Here is a 20,988-nt window from a genome sequence, read left to right on the forward strand (position 1 = left end):
TCTCGTGTATCCGCATGCCCGCTTGTCAGCAGCTTTACAGCAGCTTGTCAGTGGGCCGCACAGCACGAGAGTTGATCAAGGTAGCCGATTCGAAAGGCGAAGCGTGGCCAAGAAGCAAGGTGCCATCGAGATCGAGGGCACCGTGATCGAGTCTCTGCCGAACGCAATGTTCAAGGTGGAGCTCCAGAACGGTCACAAGGTCCTCGCGCACATCAGCGGCAAGATGCGGATGCACTACATCCGCATCCTCCCGGATGACCGGGTCGTCGTGGAGCTGTCTCCCTACGACCTGACGCGTGGCCGGATCGTCTACCGCTACAAGTAGATCTTGTCGACGCCCCTCGTTCCCGTGGGGTGACGGCACTGACCCGGAGAACCTGACATCCCATGAAGGTCAAGCCGAGCGTCAAGAAGATCTGCGACAAGTGCAAGGTGATCCGCCGTCACGGCCGGGTCATGGTCATCTGCGACAACCTGCGCCACAAGCAGCGCCAGGGCTGACGCAGGACCTGCACTCCGCAGTTCTTCGCGCGACGCGAGCAAAACGTACATACGCAGAACCCGTCCAGTCTCACTGGCGATACCTCCGGCGGGGGCCGGGGACCCGGAACGTACCTAGTACGGCGGCCGGGAAAGGTTCTGTGTCAGACCCCCGAGAACATCTGGAGCCATTGAATGGCACGCGTTTCCGGTGTTGACATCCCGCGCGACAAGCGTGTGGAGGTTGCACTCACCTACGTCTTCGGTATCGGCCGCACCCAGTCGCAGGCGACTCTCGCCGCCACCGGTGTGAACCCGAACACCCGCGTTCGTGACCTTCCCGAAGAGGACCTGGTCAAGATCCGCGAGTACGTGGACGCCAACCTCAAGACCGAGGGTGACCTCCGTCGCGAGATCCAGGCCGACATCCGCCGCAAGGTCGAGATCGGCTGCTACCAGGGTCTGCGTCACCGTCGTGGCCTGCCGGTCCACGGTCAGCGCACCAGCACGAACGCTCGTACCCGCAAGGGCCCGCGTCGCGCCATCGCCGGCAAGAAGAAGCCGGGCAAGAAGTAGTCCTCAGCGGACGCTGCGGTGAACCGGGGGGCGACCCCCGAGGCCCGCATTCCAGCGGTCTTCGCTGTAGGACCGACCACCTCCCTCCATTCAGGAGTCAGACATGCCCCCCAAGGGACGTCAGGGCGCTGCCAAGAAGGTGCGCCGCAAGGAAAAGAAGAACGTCGCCCACGGGCACGCTCACATCAAGAGCACGTTCAACAACACCATCGTTTCGATCACGGACCCGTCCGGCAACGTGATCTCCTGGGCCTCCGCCGGCCACGTCGGCTTCAAGGGCTCGCGCAAGTCCACCCCCTTCGCCGCGCAGATGGCCGCCGAGTCGGCTGCCCGTCGCGCGCAGGAGCACGGCATGCGCAAGGTCGACGTCTTCGTCAAGGGTCCGGGTTCCGGTCGTGAGACCGCCATCCGTTCGCTGCAGGCGACCGGCCTCGAGGTTGGCTCCATCCAGGACGTCACCCCGACCCCGCACAACGGCTGCCGTCCCCCGAAGCGCCGCCGCGTCTGATCCGTCGGGCCGCGAGGCCCGCTGATCATCTTCGCGCCGCTTCGTACGGCACACGGGCGGTACGGCTCCTCGGGGCCGTATCGCCCGTACCCTTGTAGTACCTCAGGGCATCAAATAGTGGGTGTCCATGACTGAAGGATTCATCGCATGCTGATCGCTCAGCGTCCCTCGCTGACCGAAGAGGTCGTCGACGAGTTCCGCTCCCGGTTCGTGATCGAGCCGCTGGAGCCGGGCTTCGGCTACACCCTCGGCAACTCCCTGCGTCGTACGCTCCTCTCCTCGATCCCGGGTGCGGCTGTCACGTCCATCCGCATCGACGGTGTCCTGCACGAGTTCACCACCGTGCCGGGCGTCAAGGAGGACGTCACCGACCTCATCCTGAACATCAAGCAGCTGGTCGTCTCCTCGGAGCACGACGAGCCGGTCGTGATGTACCTGCGCAAGCAGGGCCCGGGTCTGGTCACCGCCGCCGACATCGCCCCGCCGGCCGGCGTCGAGGTGCACAACCCCGACCTGGTCCTGGCGACCCTGAACGCCAAGGGCAAGCTGGAGATGGAGCTGACCGTCGAGCGCGGTCGCGGCTACGTCTCCGCCGTCCAGAACAAGCAGGTGGGCCAGGAGATCGGCCGTATCCCGGTCGACTCCATCTACTCGCCGGTTCTCAAGGTCACCTACAAGGTCGAGGCGACCCGAGTCGAGCAGCGCACCGACTTCGACAAGCTGATCGTCGACGTCGAGACCAAGCAGGCCATGCGCCCGCGCGACGCCATGGCGTCCGCCGGTAAGACCCTGGTCGAGCTGTTCGGTCTGGCCCGCGAGCTCAACATCGACGCCGAGGGCATCGACATGGGCCCGTCCCCGACGGACGCCGCCCTGGCCGCCGACCTGGCGCTGCCGATCGAGGAGCTCGAGCTCACCGTTCGGTCGTACAACTGCCTCAAGCGCGAGGGCATCCACTCCGTGGGTGAGCTCGTCGCCCGCTCCGAGGCCGACCTGCTCGACATCCGCAACTTCGGTGCGAAGTCGATCGACGAGGTCAAGGCGAAGCTGGCCGGCATGGGCCTGGCCCTCAAGGACAGCCCGCCCGGATTCGACCCGACCGCCGCCGCGGACGCCTTTGGCGCCGACGACGACGCGGACGCGGGTTTTGTGGAGACCGAGCAGTACTAAGAGCTCGGGCCGTTACGGCCTGATCTTGGCTGCGGGTCCGGCTTCGGCTGGTCGCGCAGTTCCCCGCGCCCCTCACGGGGCGTGGGTCTTCGACGGGCAACCGCCCGCTCGGATACTGACTCCGGTACCTGATACGGCCGGGGCAGACACCTAGGAGAAACACCATGCCGCGTCCCACCAAGGGTGCCCGTCTGGGCGGCGGTGCCGCGCACGAGAAGCTGATGCTGGCGAACCTCGCCAAGTCGCTCTTCGAGCACGGCCGCATCACGACCACCGAGGCCAAGGCCCGTCGCCTTCGTCCGGTCGCCGAGCGTCTGATCACCAAGGCGAAGAAGGGCGACATCCACAACCGTCGCCAGGTGCTGCAGACGATCACGGACAAGGGCATCGTTCACGTGCTCTTCACCGAGATCGCCCCGCGCTTCGCCGAGCGTCCGGGTGGCTACACCCGTATCACCAAGATCGGCAACCGTCGTGGCGACAACGCCCCGATGGCCGTGATCGAGCTCGTCGAGGGCGAGATCGCCAAGAAGGCGACCGTCGCCGAGGCCGAGGCCGCCACCAAGCGTGCGGTCAAGGAGTCCGAGGCTGCCGCCGAGGCTCCGGCCGAGGAGTCCAAGGACGCCTGACGCATCTGATGCGTGCAGTGGACGGGCCCGTTCCCTCATCGGGGGAGCGGGCCCGTCCCGCATTTTCTGAAAGAGGGAAAACGCGGTGAGTGACGAAGTTGAGCCCGGCTTTGTGCGGGTGCGGCTGGATCTGTCGTACGACGGCAAGGACTTCTCCGGCTGGGCCAAGCAGCGCTCGGGCCTGCGCACGGTGCAGGGCGAGATCGAGTCCGCCCTCCGTACGGTGACGCGGTCGTCCGAGACCTATGAGCTGACGGTCGCCGGCCGTACGGACTCCGGGGTGCACGCCCGGGGCCAGGTCGCGCACGTCGACCTGCCGGCCGAGGTGTGGGCCGAGCACGAGGAGAAGCTGCTGCGCCGGCTGGCCGGCCGGCTGTCGCACGATGTGCGGGTGTGGAAGATCTCCGAGGCGCCGGCCGGATTCAACGCGCGCTTCTCGGCGATCTGGCGCCGCTACGCCTACCGGGTCACGGACCACATCGGCGGTGTGGACCCGCTGCTGCGCGGTCATGTCCTGTGGCACGACTGGCCGTTGGACGTGGAAGCGATGAACTCCGCGTCCAGGGCGCTGCTCGGGGAGCACGACTTCGCCGCGTACTGCAAGAAGCGCGAGGGTGCGACGACCATCCGTACGCTCCAGCAGCTGAGTTGGGAGCGCGACGCGTCGGGCATCGTCACGGCGACCGTGCGCGCGGACGCCTTCTGCCACAACATGGTGCGTTCGCTGGTGGGCGCGCTGCTGTTCGTCGGCGACGGGCACCGGCCGGTGGACTGGCCGGGCAAGGTGCTGGCCGCGGGCGTGCGGGATTCGGCGGTGCACGTGGTGCGGCCGCACGGGCTGACGCTGGAGGAGGTCGGCTATCCGGCGGACTCCGAGCTCGCCGCGCGGAATCGCGAGGCGCGCAACCGCAGGACGCTGCCGGGCGCGGGCTGCTGCTGAGCGCTCCGCGGGAACTCCGGCGAGGCATCCGCGGATGCGTCGTGGCCGGTCGCGCCCACGCGGCGGAGCCGCACCATGTCGCAGCCCCGTGCCCCTTCGGGGCGCCACGAACCGCATCGGACTTCGCCGAGCCCGCTCAGGGGTGGAAAGAAGAAGCCGGGCGGGCCGCACACAGCGGCCCGCCCGGCTTTCGCTTTTCCGGCCGTCAGGACGCCGGGACGCTGATCGCGAGGTCGCTGTTGACCGTGAAGTACGGCTTCACGCCGTCGACCGTCGGATAGAGATCCGTCTTGTTGCGGTCGACGATGTCGCCGATCAGGCGGGCGATCTTGATGGGCTCGCCGTCCGGGGTCAGGCGCAGGGCCAGGTCCCAGATGGTGCCCTCGTCGCCGACGCTGCGGGCGGCGCGGACCTTGTCGTACGGCAGGCTGACCGTGAAGCTCGACTCGTCGACGACGGTGACCTCGGCCGTGATCTTCTCGGCGGTGTCCACGCGCGGCGTGCCGACCACGACGGGGTTGCTGTCGGCGGTGAACTCGGTGCCGTGCAGGGTGCCTTCGATCGTGACCGTGGTCTTGTCCTGGCGCACCGCGCGGGCCTCGGCGTGGGCGGTGCGGTGCCAGGCGCGCAGGGCGAGGAAGCCGTCGACCGTCGGGTAGGGCACCCACCAGGTGAAGGGGGCTCCGGTCAGGGGCTCCAGCTCCACCAGGCCGCGGCCCTCGGCGAGGTGCGAGACCACGCGGCGGCGGGCGCCGTCGTCGCCGCGGACGACGTGGAGGTCCCAGCGGCCCTCGCCGAGCTTGAGCTCGCGGCGGTCGAGGACGGCCGTCCAGGGGCCCTTGGGGTCGGCCGGCGCCCGGAGGGGCACCGCGACGGGCTTGCCTTCCTTGCGGCGGGTGACCGTCAGGGAGAGCTTGTCGCCGGAGAGGCCCTTGCGGTCGACGGAGACGACGATGTTGCCGGCGGCGTCGACGCGGCAGGAGGCGGTGCAGCGCAGCGGCTTGCGGACGATCTCCTTGAGGACGGCCTTGACCGGCGGGGTGGCCGGCTTGGCGACGCCCCGGCGGAGCGGCCGGAGGATCTTGCCTGCGGTGCGGCGCAGCATCTTCGACAGCGGTACGGGCGCGGGCTTGGGCTCGGCGTCGGCGGTGGTGCCGCTCGCGGGGGCCTTGGCCGGCTTGGCCGTGGCGCCGGTGTCGCCGCCGAGGCTCGCGATGAGCTCCTCGTAGCGGCGGGCGATGGCGTCCGGGTGGTAGCGCTCGGCGGAGACGAGGGCGGCCCGGCCCATGGTGCGCCGCAGCTCGTCGTCCTCGATGAGCTTCAGCAGGCCCTTGGCGATGGCGTCGCTGTCGAGGTTGGTGACGAGGAGGCCGTCGTGGCCGTCGCTGATGATCTCGCCGGGGCCGTGCGGGCAGTCGGTGGCGACGACGGGCACGCCACAGTTCATGGCCTCCACGATCGTCATGCCGAAGGACTCCTCGCGGGAGGTCACGGCGGCGATGGAGCCCTTGGCCCACTCGGTCTCGATGGGGGAGTGGGCGCCCATGAGGGTGATGTGGTCGTTGAGGCCGAGCTGGTCGATCTGCTCGCGGAGCTTGGCCTGCTGGGGGCCGCGGCCGTAGATGCGCAGCTTCCAGTCGGGGCGGGCGGCGGCCACGGTGGCCCACGCCTTGACCAGCAGGTCGTAGCGCTTGACGGGGATGAGGCGGCCGGCGGCGACGACCAGCTTGGCGCTGCCGTCGGAGGGCTCGACCTCGGAGGCCGGGACGCCGTTCGGCAGGGCGATCAGCTTGGTCTTGATGCCGGGGAAGTGCTCGCGGTGGGTCGCGGCGTCCGCGTCGGAGACGGCGGTGTGGGCGTCCAGGTGCGGGATCGCCCGGTCCTGGGCGACGCGGATGTTCGGCTCGTGGGTGCCGTAGATCCGGTGCTCCTGGCCGATCCTCAGATAGCGGTCCTGGCCGAACTCGGCGAGGTACATCACCAGGCCGGGGCGGGTGGCGATCACGACGTCGGCGTCGGTGCGGGCGAGGTGCTCCGCGACGCGCTTGTCGGTGAGGGCGCTGAAGTGCGCGCCCTTGGCCTCGACCGGCGGGATGTGGGTGCTGTCCTGCTGGAGCAGGGGGTTGTCCCGGTCGGCGCCGGTGTCGGCGCGCTGGTCGATCAGGTGGACCAGCTTGACCTTGCGGTCCAGGGGGAGTTTGGGCGTGCCGCCGGTGCGGTGGATCGACACGATCTCCACGTCGTGCCGGGCGGCGAGCGCGCCGGCGACGTTGAACGTGGAGCGGATCGTGCCGCCGATGCCGTAGGCGTTCTGCAACAGGAAAGAGATCTTCATGGCGGTGTCTGCGCGGCGCGTCTCGGGCGTCGCGTCCGTCCTTCCCCCTGGGCCTGGGTGTCCGGGTCGTCCCTCTGGGATCACCACGGGACTTGTCTACGTCGGGTGCGGTCCGATCCGTCGGTTAAGACCCTTGGGCGGGATTTCGGTTGCCTGCGAAGCCTACATTGTGGCTTGAGTCACATCCCGTACGTCAAGGGTGAGATCGTTCTCGGGATCGAACACGGGTCGTACGGCCACGGGGCCGCGGATCGCGTGCTCCAGGGTACGGGCGGGCTGCACGTCGGTGCGCTTGCGGTCCACGCTGTCGCCCGCGAGGCGGCCGAGCGGGACCAGCGGGCCGCCGGGGGAGAGCCGCAGCCGCAGCGGCCAGACGTCGCGCGCGGTGCCGCGCCGGCCGAGGAGGAGCGGGTAGGGCAGGGTCGCGCGCAGCCGCCAGGGGTCCTGGACGGCGGCCGGCAGCTCGATGTCGTAGGCGCTGTCCAGGGGCGACACGGCGACGAGCGTGACGGCGGTGCCCGGCGGCAGCGGGGCGGCCGCGCCGTACAGGGTGGCGGCGACCGTGAGGGAGTCCGCGCCGACGTGGATCATGTCGAGTTCGGCGTGTGCGGGCCGGTGCCAGGTGCGGAGCGTGAGGGAGCCCGCGGCGGTGGTGTAGGGCACCCAGGCGGTGACCTGTGCGGCGTCGGCGGCCAGGGCGAGGTTCAGCAGCCGGGCCTGTTCGACGAGCGTGCTGCGGACGCGGGCGCGCGTGCGGTCGTCGGCGCGCTCGACGTAGAAGTCCCAGCGGCCCTCGGCGAGCGGGGTGGCGGCCCGGTCGAGGACGGCGGTGTACGGGCCCCGGCCGGCCTCCGGGCGCCGGAGGGGCAGCTCGACGCGCTGTCCGGGCGCGGTGCCCTCGGTGCCGCGCAGCTGCGCCACGAGGGTCAGGTGTTCGCCGCCGAGCCCGGCGCGGGGCAGCCGGACGGCGAGTCCGCCGTCCGGGGTCGCGCGGGCGGCGGCCCGGGGGCGCAGCGGCTTGAGTGGCGTGGGGGCCGTGGGGAGCGGCGTGGGCGCGGGTGCAGGGGGTTCGGGCCTGCGGCGCAGCGGGCGGACGATGCGGGCGGCCGTGCGGCGCAGGGCGAGCGCGGGTGCGGGGGCGGCCTTGGGGTCGGCCGCGGGCCGGGGCGCGGGCGGCGGGGGCAGCAGCTCGGGGCGGAGCTCCCGGACGATCTGTTCGAAGCGCTCGGCGATGCGGTCCGGGGTGTAGTGGCGGGCGGTGGCGCGGGCGGCGGTGCCGAGGTCGGCGCGCCGGGCCGGGTCGTCGGCGAGCGCGGCGAGAGCGGTGGCGAGGGCCGCTTCGTCGGCCACGGGTACGAGGACGCCGTCGACCCCGTGGGTGATCAGTTCCCGGGGGCCCACGGGGCAGTCGGTGGAGATCACGGGGACACCGCAGTGCATGGCGTCGACGACGGTGAGGCCGAAGGACTCGGCGTCGGAGGCGGAGACGCCGATGGCGGCCTTGGCCCACTCGGTCTCGGTGGTGGGGTGCGGGCCCATCAGGAAGGCGCGGTCGCTCAGCCCGAGCGCTTCGACGAGGGCGCGCAGCCGGGCCCGGTCGGGGCCGCGCCCGTAGATCCGCAGGGACCAGCCGGGGCGCTCCGCGGACATTGCCGCGAAGGCGCGTATCAGTAGGTCGAAACGTTTCGCCGGGACGAGGCGGCCGACGCCGACGACGATCCGGGAGGTGCCGTCGGACGGTTCGACGTCGGGGGCGGGCACGACGTTGGGCAGGCACCGGACCAGGCGCGGGAGCCTGGGCAGCCGGGCCCGGTAGGCGGTGGCGTCCTGTTCGGTGACCGTGAGGAAGCCGTCCAGCCGGGCGATCGCCGTGTCGCGCGCGGCGCGGACCTCCGCGTCGTGGGCGTCGTATGTCAGGTGGTCGTGGGCCAGCCGCAGGAAGGCGGGCCCCGGGTTCTCCGGGCCGCCCCGGCGGTCGTCCGCGGCCCGGGCGAGGTAGCCGATCAGGCCGGGGCGGGTGGCGATCACCACGTCCGCGTCGGTGGCCTGGAGGTACTGGGTGATCCGGAGGTCGGCGAGGCGGGTGAACATCCGGGTCGAGCCCTCGGCGCCGGTCAGCACGGCGCTGGGCTGGTGCTGGAGCTCGTTGTCGTTCTCGGAGCCCGGCGCGTCCCGGCGGACGTCGATCAGGGACGTCAGCCGGACCCGGCGGTGCGGGGGCAGCCCGGGGGCGTCCGCGCTCCGGAAGACGGAGACGAGCTCCACCTCGTGCCGGGCGGCCAGCGCGCTCGCGAGGCCGGTGGTGGCGCGGACGGTGCCCCCGGCTCCGTAGGAGTCGTGGACGAGAAGCGCGATCTTCATGAGCGTGTGGACGGGCGGAGCTCCAGGAACGCCACGCCGACCCCTCCCCTGCCGGTTGTATCGGACAGCCGTTCAGAGGGTAACCGTGCTTCCGGGCGTGGCGAGCGGACGGACTCCGGGAGCGCTGGGAGGGTGGAAGCGTGAAGGCGATGGTGACGGTCTCCGCGGTCGTGGCCCTCGGGCTGACCGCCGGGTGCGGTGGCGGTGGCGGCGCGGACGGAACCGGCAGGTCCGGGCGTGCGGGCGGGGTCCGGGGCGAGGGAAAGGACGCGCGCGACGCCGTGCGGGTGCTCAGCCCGGCCCAGCTGAAGCACGTCGAGCTCGGGGCGCGCGAGGTGCCCGGCTTCCAGATCGAGAAGGCGGGCGAGAGCGCGGCGGGCGGCGGCCGGCCGGGCACGGACCGGGCGCCGTGCCGCCCGCTGGTCGACGTGCTGGGCTCGCAGCCGCGGCCCCGGCCGGCGGCGTCCGTGGTGAACACCTTCGCCAAGGCGGGGGAGGGCCTGGACTTCGAGGGTCTGATGGGCATGATCCGGGTCTCCACATACGCGCGGGACGGCGCGGCCGCCACGCTCCGGGGCCTCCGGTCGGCGGCCGAGGCGTGCGCCGACGGCTTCGGGATGCGTACGGGCGAGGGCGAGCCGCAGGAGTTCGCGTCGGTGCGGTCGCTGCCGGCGCCGGAGCTGGGGGACGAGGCGGTGGCGTACCGCCTGGAGAACGCGGCGGAGCGGGCCCCGAGCCTGATCACGGTGGTGCGGTCCGGCAGCACGCTGGCGATGTTCTTCGCGACGAGCCTGTCGGACCCGGAGGACGTGGAGATCCCGCCGGAGCTGGTGCGGGCGCAGGTGGCGAAGGTGGAGGGGGCGGAACGGAAGGCGCCTACGGTGGCGCCTCCGCCGGGGTCCGGGGGCCGGGGGAGGGGGTGAGGCGGGGGACAGTGTGGGGTAGGGGGTGCCGCTGCGCGGGGCTTTTTCCCCTACCCGCCCCTTCCCGAATGTCCTCAATCGCCGGACGGGCTGATTTCAGCCCGTCCGGCGATTGAGGACCGGGGTCCGGGGCGGAGCCCCGGTTCGGGAAGGGGCGGGGTGGGGACAAAGCCGCCCGCAGGGCACCCCCCCGCCGCCCTACGCCTGCTTCTGCCTGCCCGGGGTCGCGCTCGGGGCCGGGGACGCCACCGATGCCTTCGCCTGCTGGTCCGCTCTCGCCCTGATGCGGCGGAACGTGTAGTCCGCCACGTCCCGGCCCGCCGTCAGGGCCTCCTTGTCGTCCTCGCCGACGGCTTTCCCGCTGGTGTAGCCCGCCACCGTGAAGTACGCGTAGCGCCCCTCCGCGTTCGCCGTGAGGCGGCACGCCGCCCCGCGGCAGAAGTCCGGGGTGTCGTCGCCCGACAGGGAGGAGACGTTCCCCGTCGACTGCTCCTTCGCCTTGTCCGCCGCGGCCTTCGTGTCGAAGACGGCGACGCCGACCGTGACCGCGACCCCGTCCCGTACGTACGTCGCGCGCAGCAGCTCGCGGCAGCCGTTGTCGGTGAGGACGGAGCCGAGGCCGCCCTGGGTGGCCGAGGCGCAGTCCGTCGTGGTCGCCGTGGCCACGCGCTTGTACTTGCGCTTGTCGAGGACCGGCCTGGAGTGCGGGAAGAGCGTCTTCGTGCTCAGCGGCGCCTTGTCCTTCTCGGCGCTGGCTATGAACTCGCTCGGGTTCGGCGGGGGCGGCGGCGCGACCTTGGAGAAGGACGGCTCCGGGGACGCCTGGGCGCTCGGGGCGGCCGTCGTCTTCCCGCCGCCGCCCGAGGAGGCCACGGCCGTCGCCACGATCGCCGCGACGGCGCCCGCGGCCAGCACTCCGCCGCCCACGAAGAGCAGCCTGCGGCGCCGGCCCCGGTGGGCGGTGTCGTCCGCGAGCGCCGCCCAGTCGGGTGTCTGCGGCGCGCCGGTCGCCGCGCCGGGGACACCGGGCCCCCAGGGGGCGGGCGGCTGCGGCGGAGGCGGGCCCCACTGCGGCGGTATCGGCTGATGGGGATCCCCCGGGGCCCCCTGCGGCCCTCCCTGCCCAAAGCTCATGGCGTGCATCGTAATCGGGTTGGTCGGGGGCCCGGGCGGCGGCGACAATCCCTCTCATGGGACACGTGGACGCGGCACATCTGGAGTACTACCTTCCCGACGGACGGGTGTTGCTCGGCGACGTCTCGTTCCGGGTCGGGGAGGGCGCCGCGGTGGCCCTCGTCGGCGCGAACGGCGCGGGCAAGACGACCCTGCTCCGCCTGATCGCGGGCGAGCTCCAGCCGCATGGCGGCTCCGTTTCGGTCACGGGCGGCCTCGGTGTGATGCCGCAGTTCGTGGGGTCGGTCCGGGACGACCGCACGGTTCGCGACCTGCTGGTCTCCGTGGCCCAGCCGCGTATCCGGGAGGCCGCGAGGGCGGTCGACGAGGCCGAGGCCGCGATCATGGAGAGGGACGACGAGGCCGCGCAGATGGCGTACGCCCAGGCCCTCTCCGACTGGGCCGAGGCCCGGGGGTACGAGGCGGAGACCGTCTGGGACATCTGCACGACGGCCGCGCTCGGCGTCCCCTACGACAAGGCGCAGTGGCGCCAGGTCCGCACCCTCTCCGGCGGTGAGCAGAAGCGGCTGGTGCTGGAGTCGCTGCTGCGCGGTACGGACGAGGTGCTGCTGCTCGACGAGCCGGACAACTATCTGGACGTCCCCGGCAAGCGCTGGCTGGAGGAGAAGCTGCGCGAGACGAAGAAGACCGTCCTCTTCGTCTCCCACGACCGCGAGCTGCTGGCCCGTGCCGCCGAGAAGATCATCAGCGTCGAGCCCGGCCCGGCCGGCAGCGACGTCTGGGTGCACGGCGGCGGCTTCGCCACGTACCACGAGGCCCGTAAGGAGCGCTTCGCCCGTTTCGAGGAGCTGCGCCGCCGCTGGGACGAGAAGCACGTCCAGCTGAAGAAGCTGGTGATCAATCTGCGGCAGGCCGCCGCGGTCAGCCATGAGATGGCCTCCCGCTACGCCGCGGCCCAGACCCGGCTGCGGAAGTTCGAGGAGGCCGGGCCGCCGCCGGAGCCGCCGCGCGAGCAGGACATCCGGATGCGGCTGCGCGGCGGGCGCACCGGCGTGCGCGCCGTGACCTGCGAGGGGCTGGAGCTCACGGGGCTGATGAAGCCGTTCGACCTGGAGGTCTTCTACGGCGAGCGGGTCGCGGTCCTCGGCTCGAACGGCTCGGGGAAGTCCCACTTCCTGCGGCTGCTCGCCGGTGACGGCGTCGCGCACACGGGCGCCTGGAAGCTGGGCGCGCGGGTCGTGGCCGGGCACTTCGCCCAGACCCACGCCCACCCCGAGCTGCTGGGCCGCACGCTGGTCGACATCCTGTGGACGGAGCACGCGAAGGACCGGGGCGCCGCGATGTCCGTGCTGCGCCGGTACGAGCTGGAGAAGCAGGGCGACCAGCGCTTCGAGAAATTGTCGGGCGGCCAGCAGGCGCGCTTCCAGATCCTGCTCCTGGAGCTGGCCGGCACCACGGCCCTGCTCCTGGACGAGCCGACGGACAACCTTGACCTGGAGAGCGCGGAGGCGCTCCAGGAGGGGCTGGAGGCGTACGAGGGGACCGTGCTGGCCGTCACGCACGACCGCTGGTTCGCGCGGTCCTTCGACCGGTTCGTGGTCTTCGGCGCGGACGGGCTGGTGCGGGAGGTGCCGGAGCCGGTGTGGGACGAGGGCCGGGTGGCCCGTAAGCGGTAGGGCGGCGCGGGGGTCCTGCGGCGCGTCGGGGTGCTCTCGGGTGCGGCCGGGTGCCCCCCCCGGCGTCCGGGGCTCCCCTCCGGGGGCTCCCCTCCGGGGGCTCCCCTCCGGGGGCTCCCCGTAGTGCCCTGGGGCTCCCCTGCGGCGTCCGGGGTGCCTCCCCGTGGCGGCCGCGAGCGAGGGGAAAACCTTGCCCCCGCAGGTCAGCGCGGTGCCGCGGCCCGTGGGCTCGCCGCCCGAGGCGACTAGTGGGACCATGTTTTGACCCAGCCCGCACGCGGCCGGTACTCTACGAGTTCGTTATGCGTATTGGCTAGTCGTTCTCACGCGAGGGGCCCTTACGCTTGTCCGTCGGTCGACATTCCGCCGGTGCGTGTCCGGGTTGCGTCCCCGGACCGTCGCCAGGGTGGTCTGTCCGTCCGGAGGACCGTGTCAGGACCCGTCCCCTCAGCCCTCACGGGCCTGGGGAGACCCCACTCGAAGAAGCGAAGGCTACGACCGTGCGTACGTTCAGCCCCAAGCCCGGCGATGTCCAGCGCCAGTGGCACATCATTGACGCGCAGGACGTTGTCCTGGGCCGTCTGGCCTCTCAGGCCGCCAACCTCCTGCGTGGCAAGCACAAGCCCGTGTACGCCCCGCACATGGACATGGGTGACTTCGTCATCATCATCAACGCCGACAAGGTTCACCTGTCCGGCAACAAGAAGACCCAGAAGCTGGCGTACCGCCACTCCGGCTTCCCGGGTGGTCTCCGTGCCGTTCGTTACGACGAGCTGCTCGACAAGAGCCCCGAGAAGGCTGTCGAGAAGGCCATCAAGGGCATGGTTCCCAAGAACTCCCTCGGCCGTCAGATGCTCTCGAAGCTGAAGGTCTACTCGGGCAGCGAGCACCCGCACGCCGCCCAGCAGCCCGTCCCGTTCGAGATTACCCAGGTCAAGCAGGGCTAGTCCCGGCCACCGCCGACCAGACAGAAAGTATCTGAGGAGAATCGTGGCTGAGACCACCGCCGAGACCCCCGTCATCGACGACGAGGTTGGCGTCGAGGAGTACACCACCGAGACCGAGGTCGTCGAGTCGGAGTACACCTCCGAGTCGCTGGCTTCCCGTTTCGGTGACCCGCAGCCGGCCGCCGGCCTGGGCCGTCGCAAGAACGCCATCGCCCGCGTCCGGATCGTTCCGGGCTCCGGCAAGTGGAAGATCAACGGTCGCACCCTTGAGGACTACTTCCCCAACAAGGTGCACCAGCAGGAAGTCAACGAGCCCTTCAAGGTGCTCGAGCTCGACGACCGCTACGACGTCATCGCCCGCATCGCGGGTGGCGGCGTGTCCGGCCAGGCCGGCGCCCTGCGCCTCGGTGTGGCCCGCGCCCTGAACGAGGCGGACGTGGACAACAACCGCGGCCCGCTGAAGAAGGCCGGCTTCCTGAGCCGCGACGACCGCGCGGTCGAGCGCAAGAAGGCCGGTCTCAAGAAGGCCCGTAAGGCCCCGCAGTACAGCAAGCGCTAAACAAGCGGCTTCGCTGCTATTGCTCGAACGCCCCGGCGGCACGCTCCGTGCCCGCCGGGGCGTTCGGCTATCGGCGGCACGGGGCGTATACCTGGATGTATCCGGCTGCAACGCTCCGGTCCCGGACTCGACACCTTGATGTGCGGGGGCCCGCTCGCGGGACCCGTACCGCGTTTTTCGGAGGACACCAGTGGGACGACTCTTCGGTACGGACGGTGTGCGCGGCGTCGCCAACGCCGATCTGACGGCTGAGCTCGCGCTCGGCCTGTCGGTCGCCGCGGCGCATGTGCTCGCCGAGGCGGGTACGTTCGAGGGCCACCGCCCCGTGGCCGTCGTCGGGCGAGATCCGCGCGCGTCCGGGGAGTTCCTGGAGGCCGCCGTGGTGGCCGGGCTCGCCAGCGCCGGCGTCGACGTCCTGCGGGTGGGCGTGCTGCCCACGCCGGCCGTCGCGTACCTCACGGGGGCGCTCGGCGCGGACCTCGGCGTGATGCTCTCCGCGAGCCACAACGCCATGCCGGACAACGGTGTCAAGTTCTTCGCCCGCGGCGGTCACAAGCTCGCCGACGAGCTTGAGGACCGGATCGAGCAGACCTACCGCTCGCACGCCTCCGGCGAGCCCTGGGACCGGCCCACGGGCGCCGGCGTCGGCCGTGTCCGCGACTACGACCAGGGCTTCGACAACTACGTCGCCCACCTGATCGGCGTACTGCCCAACCGCCTCGACGGCCTCAAGGTCGTCATCGACGGCGCCCACGGCGCGGCCGCCCGGGTCTCCCCGGAGGCGTTCGCGCGGGCCGGCGCCGAGGTCGTCACGATCGGCACCGAGCCCGACGGTCTCAACATCAACCACGAGTGCGGCTCCACCCACCTGGAGAAGCTGCGGCACGCCGTCGTCGAGCACGGCGCGGACCTGGGCGTCGCCCACGACGGTGACGCCGACCGCTGCCTGGCCGTGGACGCCAAGGGCAACGAGGTCGACGGCGACCAGATCCTGGCCGTCCTGGCCCTCGCCATGCGCGAGTCCGGCGCGCTGCGCAAGAACACCGTCGTCGCCACCGTGATGTCCAACCTGGGCTTCAAGCTGGCCATGGAGCGCGAGGGCGTCGACTTCGTCGAGACCGCCGTCGGCGACCGCTACGTCCTGGAGGAGATGAAGGCCCACGGCTACGCCCTCGGCGGCGAGCAGTCCGGCCATGTCATCGTCCTCGACCACGCCACGACCGGCGACGGCACCCTGACCGGCCTGATGCTGGCCGCCCGGGTCTCCGCCACCGGCCGGTCCCTGGCCGACCTGGCCGGCGTCATGGAGCGGCTGCCGCAGGTCCTGATCAACGTCCGCGACGTCGACAAGACCCGGGTTACGTCCTCGCCCGAGCTCACCGAGGCCGTCGAGACCGCCGAGCGCGAGCTGGGCTCCACCGGCCGGGTGCTGCTGCGCTCCTCCGGCACCGAGCCGCTCGTCCGCGTCATGGTGGAGGCCGCCGACATCGAGCAGGCGCGCACGATCGCGCAGCGCCTCGCCGACGTCGTGAAGTCCGCCCTGGGGTAGCCCCGGGCTGTAACGACGCGCCGCCCCGCCCGGAACCGCTTCCGGGCGGGGCGGCGCGCGTGTGTGCCCGTGTTGTGTGCCCGCGTGTGTGCCCGCGGGCGTCAGAGCTTGCGCAGGGAGAGCCGCTGCACCTTGTGGTCGGGGCCCTTGCGCAGGATCAGGTTGGACCGGCCGCGCGTCGGCGCCACGTTCTCCAGCAGGTTGGGCTTGTTGATGGTCCGCCAGTTCCGGTGCGCGTAGTCCATGGCCTCCTCCTCGGAGACCTGGGTGTACCTGCGGAAGTACGAGTCGGGGTCCTGGAAGGCGGTCTTCCGGAGCTTTTTGAAGCGCTCGTAGTACCAGCGTTCGATGTCCTCGGCGCGGGCGTCCACGTACACGCTGAAGTCGAAGAAGTCGGCGAGCCCGACGCGGGTGCGGCCGTCGGTGCCCGGCAGCGCCGGCTGGAGGACGTTCAGGCCCTCGATGATCAGAATGTCCGGGCGGTGCACGGTCAGCCGCTCGCCGGGCACGATGTCGTAGATCAGGTGGGAGTAGACGGGCGCGGAGACCTCGTCGCGGCCCGCCTTCACATCCGCGACGAAGCGGGTCAGGGCGCGCCGGTCGTAGGACTCGGGGAAGCCCTTCCGCGACATCAGGCCGCGGCGGTGCAGCTCGGCGTTGGGCAGCAGGAAGCCGTCCGTGGTGACCAGCTCCACGCGCGGGTGCTCGGGCCAGCGGGCCAGCAGTGCCTGGAGGAGACGGGCGGTGGTCGACTTGCCGACCGCGACGCTGCCCGCGACGCCTATGACGAAGGGGGTGCCCGGCTGCGAGCCGTGGCCCCGGTCGCCGGCCTCGCCGAGGAAGGTGTTCAGCGTGCCGCGCAGTTGGCTGGTCGCGCCGACGTAGAGGTTCAGCAGGCGGGACAGCGGCAGGTAGACGTCGCGGACCTCGTCGAGGTCGATCACGTCGCCGAGCCCGCGCAGCCGCTCGACCTCGTCGGCGGTCAGCGGCAGCGGGGTGTTCTCGCGCAGCGCGCTCCATTCCGTACGCGTCAGGTCCACGTACGGGGACGAGTCGGCGCGGCGGCGGTGCTGCGGCTGCTCTGTGGTGGTCGGCACGGGCCCATTGTGCGCGGGTGACGCTCAGTGCTCACTTCCGGGTGCTGGGTGAGGGCGTTCTTGTGCGGTTTGTGTGGCTCGTGCGGTTCCAGGCAACTCCAGAAGGTGAAGTTCCCCGAGGGCTCTGTACCTACTGGCCGGTCAGTACTAGCGTCCCTGCCTCCTGACCGCCGCACCATGCTGGGGACGCCGTGTTGGTCATCCTTACCGTCCGTGCCGCCGTACGCAGGCTCGTCTGCCGTGATCGCCGCCGCCCGGCGGCCCTACCGGGCTGCGCGGAAGGCCGCGCCCGCCCGCGCGGCGCCGTGCGCGGCCGCCGGCCCCGCGAGGACTTCGCCGCACAGGTGTGCGGTGAGCTGAGCGCGGAGCTGCCGGACGAGGACCTGGGCCAGGACCTCGACGACTGCCTGGACCGCTACGAGCTGGGCAGCAAGCCGCGCTGCGAGGAGGTCGAGTACCTGGAGCTGGTCCAGGAGGCCATCGACCGCATCGAACGGGGCCGTTGAGCCATTGGTGGCACCTCGGGCGGGGCCTGAGCCGTACGCTGCTGCGCATGTGCGGAATCGTTGGCTATGTGGGAGGGCAGTGCGCCCTCGACGTCGTATTGGCAGGGCTGCGGCGGCTGGAGTACCGCGGCTATGACTCGGCCGGGGTGGCGGTCCTGGCCGACGGCGGGCTCGCCTCGGCGAAGAAGGCGGGCAAGCTCGCCAACCTGGAGAAGGAACTCTCGGACCGGCCGCTGCCCTCCGGCCCCACGGGCATCGGCCATACCCGCTGGGCCACCCACGGCGGTCCCACCGACACCAACGCCCACCCGCACCTCGACAACGCGGGCCGGGTCGCGGTCGTCCACAACGGCATCATCGAGAACTTCGCGGAGCTGCGCGCGGAGCTCGCGGAGCGGGGCCACGGCCTGGAGTCCGAGACCGACACCGAGGTCGTCGCCCATCTGCTGGCGGAGTCCTTCTCCTCCTGCGGCGACCTCGCCGAGTCCATGCGGCAGGTGTGCCGCCGCCTGGAGGGCGCGTTCACGCTGGTCGCGGTGCACGCCGACGAGCCGGACGTGGTCGTCGGCGCCCGCCGCAACTCCCCGCTCGTGGTCGGCGTCGGCGACGGCGAGGCGTTCCTCGCCTCCGACGTCGCCGCCTTCATCGCGCACACCCGGGAGGCGATCGAGCTCGGCCAGGACCAGGTCGTCGAGGCCCGCCGGGACGGCGTCACCGTCACGGACTTCGACGGCGCGCCCGCCGACGTCCGCGCGTACCACGTGGACTGGGACGCCTCGGCCGCCGAGAAGGGCGGCTACGACTACTTCATGCTCAAGGAGATCGCCGAGCAGCCGAAGGCGGTCGCGGACACCCTGCTGGGCCGCATCGACGCGGCGGGGTCGCTGTCGCTGGACGAGGTGCGCATCCCCGCCTCCGTACTGCGCGAGGTCGACAAGGTCGTCATCGTGGCGTGCGGCACGGCGTACCACGCCGGGATGATCGCCAAGTACGCCATCGAGCACTGGACCCGCATTCCGTGCGAGACGGAGCTGGCGAGCGAGTTCCGCTACCGGGACCCGATCCTGGACCAGCGGACGCTGGTGATCGCCATCAGCCAGTCCGGCGAGACCATGGACACCCTGATGGCCCTGCGGCACGCCCGCGAGCAGGGCGCGAAGGTCCTCGCGATCTGCAACACGAACGGCTCGACGATCCCGAGGGAGTCGGACGCCGTCCTGTACACGCACGCGGGCCCCGAGGTCGCCGTGGCCTCCACGAAGGCGTTCCTCACCCAGCTGGTGGCCTGCTATCTGGTCGCCCTGTACCTGGGCCAGGTGCGCGGCACCAAGTGGGGCGACGAGATCGTCTCGGTGATCCGTGAGCTCTCCGAGATCGCCACGCAGGTGGAGGAGGTCCTGGAGACCATGGAGCCGGTGCGCGAGCTGGCCCGCTCCCTGGTCGACAAGAACACCGTCCTCTTCCTCGGCCGGCACGTCGGCTACCCCGTGGCCCTGGAGGGCGCCCTCAAGCTCAAGGAGCTGGCGTACATGCACGCCGAGGGCTTCGCGGCGGGCGAGCTCAAGCACGGCCCGATCGCCCTGATCGAGCACGACGTGCCCGTGGTCGTCGTCGTCCCGTCCCCCCGGGGCCGCTCGGTCCTGCACGACAAGATCGTCTCCAACATCCAGGAGATCCGCGCCCGGGGCGCCCGTACGATCGTCATCGCCGAGCGCGGCGACGAGGCGGTCCGCCCGTACGCCGACCACCTGATCGAGATCCCCGCGACGCCCGTCCTGCTCCAGCCGCTGGTCGCCACCGTGCCGCTGCAGGTCTTCGCCTGCGAGCTGGCCACGGCCCGCGGCAACGAGGTCGACCAGCCGCGCAACCTGGCGAAGTCGGTGACGGTCGAATGATCGTGGGAGTCGGCATCGACGTCGCCGAGATCGACCGCTTCGACGCGGCCCTCCGGCGCACCCCCGCCATGGCCGAACGCCTGTTCCTGGAACGCGAGCTGTACCTCCCGAGCGGTGAGCGCCGGGGCATCGCCTCCCTGGCGGCCCGCTTCGCCGCGAAGGAGGCTGTGGCCAAGGCGCTGGGTGCTCCGGGGAATCTGCTCTGGACGGACGCCGAGGTCACGACGGAGAGCAGCGGGCAGCCGCGGCTGGTGGTGACGGGGACGGTGGCTGCTCGGGCGAAGGAGCTGGGGGTGACGTCTTGGCATGTGTCGCTGAGCCATGACGCGGGGGTCGCTTCCGCTGTGGTGATCGCGGAGCGGTAGCGCGGGGCCGCGCGTGCCAGGGTGAACGGCCCACGCTGCGTGGGACGTTCACCCGTCCCTGTCACAGGGCAGGGGTACCGTTCTGGTGTCGAGTCAGAACGGAGCTCAGTATGCCCCCGTATTTCGGCGAACACACCGGCGCGCGGGTCGCGCACGCGCGCAAAGCGCGCCGGCTGACGCAGCGCGAGTTGGCCGACCTCTCGCACGTCTCCTACAGCACGCTCACCAAGGTGGAGCAGGGCGTCCTGCCGTCGAGCCCGTCGGTGACCGGAGCCCTGGCCCGGGCCCTCTCCGTGCCCGTCGCCGAGCTGACCGGGCAGCCGTATCTCGACGAGTTGCGCCATGAGCAGCTGGACGGCCTGATCCAGCCGATCCGCGAGGCGCTGAACATCTACGACCTCGGGCCCGACCCGGACGTGGCGCCCCGCCCCGTCGACGAGTTGGAGGCCCACGCCGAGAGGCTGTGCGCCTTGGTGCGCGTGGCGCACATCAAGCAGGTCGCGGCCGAGCTGCCCGGCCTGATCCACGAGGCGACGACCGCCGCGCACGCATCCGGCGGCGGGCCCCACTGGCGGGTGCTGGCCAGCACGTACCGCACGGCCTACGACGTGACGACCAAGCTCGGATTCTTCGACCTCTGCACGGTCGCGCTGGACCGGCTGGACTGGGCGGCCCAGCGCGCCTCGGACCCGGTCCTGGCCGGGATGCGGCAGTACTTGCGGGCCCTGGCCTATCTGCGCGCCGCCGACTACCGGACGGGCGAGCGGCTGGTGCGGCTGGGGATGGCCACCCTGGAGCAGGCGGACGCGGGCCGGGTGCGCGACGTGGTGACCGGGCAGCTCCACCTGGGCGCCGCCGTCCTGGCCGGCCGCGACAAGGACGAGGGCACCGCCGAGGGGCACCTCGACGAGGCGCGGCGCCTGGCGGAGCGGACGGGGGCGGCGGAGGAGGTGCACTGGCTCTCGTTCGGGCCGACGAACGTCGGCGTCCATCGCGTGAGCGTCCTCGCCGAGCTGGACCGTTACCCGGAGGCCCTGCGTGTGGCGGAGGAGACGCCGATCCCCAAGAACTGGCCCCCGTCGAGGCAGGCCCACCACTGCTCCGAGATGGCCCGCGCCCAGATGTGGACCGGCCGGACGGACGCCGCCTTCGGGAGCCTCCGACAGGCGCGCAAGCTGGCGCCGCAGCAGACGCGCTACCACCCGACGGTACGGGAGACGTATGCGGGGCTGGAGTCGGCGCGACGCCGGATGCCGGAATCGTTCGCCAACTTCGGGTCATGGCTGCGGGTGTGACGGTTGGGTGACGCGTGGGCCTGAGGGTATCGGTGAGGACTGA

The 20,988-nt window shown here is 71.5% G+C and carries 20 protein-coding genes; 16 read left to right on the forward strand and 4 right to left on the reverse strand.

The genetic code is table 11. The annotated features are described in order from the left end of the window. The first annotated feature begins 103 nt into the window (after positions 1-103). The 7 genes from infA to truA all read left to right on the forward strand — a co-directional run bounded on the left by infA (position 104) and on the right by truA (position 4,303). Positions 104-325 carry a translation initiation factor IF-1 gene (infA, locus tag AF335_RS22850; RefSeq protein WP_003956442.1) on the forward strand — a complete coding sequence of 74 codons (222 nt, stop codon included), beginning with the start codon at positions 104-106 and terminating at the stop codon, positions 323-325. A 62-nt stretch (positions 326-387) separates the two neighbouring features. Beyond that, on the forward strand, positions 388-501 hold the full coding sequence (rpmJ, locus tag AF335_RS22855) for a 50S ribosomal protein L36 (RefSeq protein ID WP_003956441.1): 114 nt from the start codon (positions 388-390) through the stop codon (positions 499-501). 174 nt (positions 502-675) lie between these two features. Beyond that, the gene (gene rpsM / locus AF335_RS22860) at positions 676-1,056 is read left to right on the forward strand and encodes a 30S ribosomal protein S13 (protein WP_030368393.1); all 381 of its coding nucleotides are present in this window, start codon (positions 676-678) and stop codon (positions 1,054-1,056) included. A 103-nt stretch (positions 1,057-1,159) separates the two neighbouring features. Beyond that, complete coding sequence (gene rpsK, locus AF335_RS22865; RefSeq protein ID WP_003956432.1) at positions 1,160-1,564, forward strand: 30S ribosomal protein S11; 405 nt, start codon at positions 1,160-1,162, stop codon at positions 1,562-1,564. 147 nt (positions 1,565-1,711) lie between these two features. After that, complete coding sequence (locus AF335_RS22870) at positions 1,712-2,734, forward strand: DNA-directed RNA polymerase subunit alpha (protein ID WP_004946635.1); 1,023 nt, start codon at positions 1,712-1,714, stop codon at positions 2,732-2,734. A 164-nt stretch (positions 2,735-2,898) separates the two neighbouring features. Continuing rightward, positions 2,899-3,363: a 50S ribosomal protein L17 gene (gene rplQ / locus AF335_RS22875; RefSeq protein WP_030368392.1), complete on the forward strand. Its 465-nt coding sequence runs from the start codon at positions 2,899-2,901 to the stop codon at positions 3,361-3,363. Between the two features lie 85 nt (positions 3,364-3,448). After that, positions 3,449-4,303: a tRNA pseudouridine(38-40) synthase TruA gene (gene truA / locus AF335_RS22880; protein ID WP_102920309.1), complete on the forward strand. Its 855-nt coding sequence runs from the start codon at positions 3,449-3,451 to the stop codon at positions 4,301-4,303. Between the two features lie 205 nt (positions 4,304-4,508). Here the strand turns inward: truA and AF335_RS22885 are convergent, their stop codons facing one another. Both AF335_RS22885 and AF335_RS22890 read right to left on the reverse strand, forming a co-directional pair. Then, positions 4,509-6,638, reverse strand: coding sequence for a glycosyltransferase family 4 protein (locus tag AF335_RS22885; RefSeq protein WP_102920310.1), 2,130 nt, complete (start codon positions 6,636-6,638; stop codon positions 4,509-4,511). Between the two features lie 162 nt (positions 6,639-6,800). Continuing rightward, a complete protein-coding gene (locus tag AF335_RS22890; protein ID WP_102920311.1) occupies positions 6,801-8,999 on the reverse strand; it encodes a glycosyltransferase in 2,199 nt (732 codons plus the stop codon). A 140-nt stretch (positions 9,000-9,139) separates the two neighbouring features. Between AF335_RS22890 and AF335_RS22895 the strand changes: the two genes are divergently transcribed. Continuing rightward, positions 9,140-9,922 carry a hypothetical protein gene (locus AF335_RS22895; RefSeq protein ID WP_146045605.1) on the forward strand — a complete coding sequence of 261 codons (783 nt, stop codon included), beginning with the start codon at positions 9,140-9,142 and terminating at the stop codon, positions 9,920-9,922. Positions 9,923-10,120: 198 nt separating this feature from the next. Here the strand turns inward: AF335_RS22895 and AF335_RS22900 are convergent, their stop codons facing one another. Continuing rightward, positions 10,121-11,056 carry a hypothetical protein gene (locus tag AF335_RS22900; RefSeq protein WP_228773401.1) on the reverse strand — a complete coding sequence of 312 codons (936 nt, stop codon included), beginning with the start codon at positions 11,054-11,056 and terminating at the stop codon, positions 10,121-10,123. A 56-nt stretch (positions 11,057-11,112) separates the two neighbouring features. Between AF335_RS22900 and AF335_RS22905 the strand changes: the two genes are divergently transcribed. The 4 genes from AF335_RS22905 (at position 11,113) to glmM (ending at position 15,787) form a co-directional block, all read left to right on the forward strand. Continuing rightward, the gene (locus AF335_RS22905) at positions 11,113-12,732 is read left to right on the forward strand and encodes an ABC-F family ATP-binding cassette domain-containing protein (protein WP_102920314.1); all 1,620 of its coding nucleotides are present in this window, start codon (positions 11,113-11,115) and stop codon (positions 12,730-12,732) included. 500 nt (positions 12,733-13,232) lie between these two features. Next, on the forward strand, positions 13,233-13,679 hold the full coding sequence (rplM, locus tag AF335_RS22910; protein WP_087927586.1) for a 50S ribosomal protein L13: 447 nt from the start codon (positions 13,233-13,235) through the stop codon (positions 13,677-13,679). Between the two features lie 43 nt (positions 13,680-13,722). After that, positions 13,723-14,238, forward strand: a complete 516-nt coding sequence (rpsI, locus tag AF335_RS22915; RefSeq protein ID WP_102920315.1) for a 30S ribosomal protein S9 — start codon at positions 13,723-13,725, stop codon at positions 14,236-14,238. Between the two features lie 190 nt (positions 14,239-14,428). Further along, a complete protein-coding gene (glmM, locus tag AF335_RS22920) occupies positions 14,429-15,787 on the forward strand; it encodes a phosphoglucosamine mutase (protein ID WP_102920316.1) in 1,359 nt (452 codons plus the stop codon). 101 nt (positions 15,788-15,888) lie between these two features. On the opposite strand, the gene coaA is transcribed toward glmM, so the two are convergent. Continuing rightward, complete coding sequence (coaA, locus tag AF335_RS22925) at positions 15,889-16,884, reverse strand: type I pantothenate kinase (protein ID WP_102920317.1); 996 nt, start codon at positions 16,882-16,884, stop codon at positions 15,889-15,891. A 191-nt stretch (positions 16,885-17,075) separates the two neighbouring features. Between coaA and AF335_RS36450 the strand changes: the two genes are divergently transcribed. The 4 genes from AF335_RS36450 (at position 17,076) to AF335_RS22945 (ending at position 20,945) form a co-directional block, all read left to right on the forward strand. Then, positions 17,076-17,390 (forward strand): hypothetical protein, encoded by a 315-nt coding sequence (locus AF335_RS36450; RefSeq protein WP_170127785.1) that lies wholly within the window; start codon positions 17,076-17,078, stop codon positions 17,388-17,390. A gap of 47 nt (positions 17,391-17,437) precedes the next feature. Continuing rightward, complete coding sequence (gene glmS / locus AF335_RS22935) at positions 17,438-19,285, forward strand: glutamine--fructose-6-phosphate transaminase (isomerizing) (protein ID WP_102920319.1); 1,848 nt, start codon at positions 17,438-17,440, stop codon at positions 19,283-19,285. Then, positions 19,282-19,650 (forward strand): holo-ACP synthase, encoded by a 369-nt coding sequence (locus AF335_RS22940; RefSeq protein ID WP_102920320.1) that lies wholly within the window; start codon positions 19,282-19,284, stop codon positions 19,648-19,650. Before glmS ends, AF335_RS22940 begins: the two co-directional genes overlap by 4 nt. A 110-nt stretch (positions 19,651-19,760) precedes the next feature. Then, positions 19,761-20,945, forward strand: a complete 1,185-nt coding sequence (locus AF335_RS22945; RefSeq protein WP_102920321.1) for a helix-turn-helix domain-containing protein — start codon at positions 19,761-19,763, stop codon at positions 20,943-20,945. The last annotated feature ends 43 nt before the right edge of the window (positions 20,946-20,988 follow it).

The organism is Streptomyces eurocidicus, from assembly GCF_002891295.1.
In the GTDB taxonomy this organism is placed as follows: Bacteria; Actinomycetota; Actinomycetes; order Streptomycetales; family Streptomycetaceae; genus Streptomyces; species Streptomyces eurocidicus.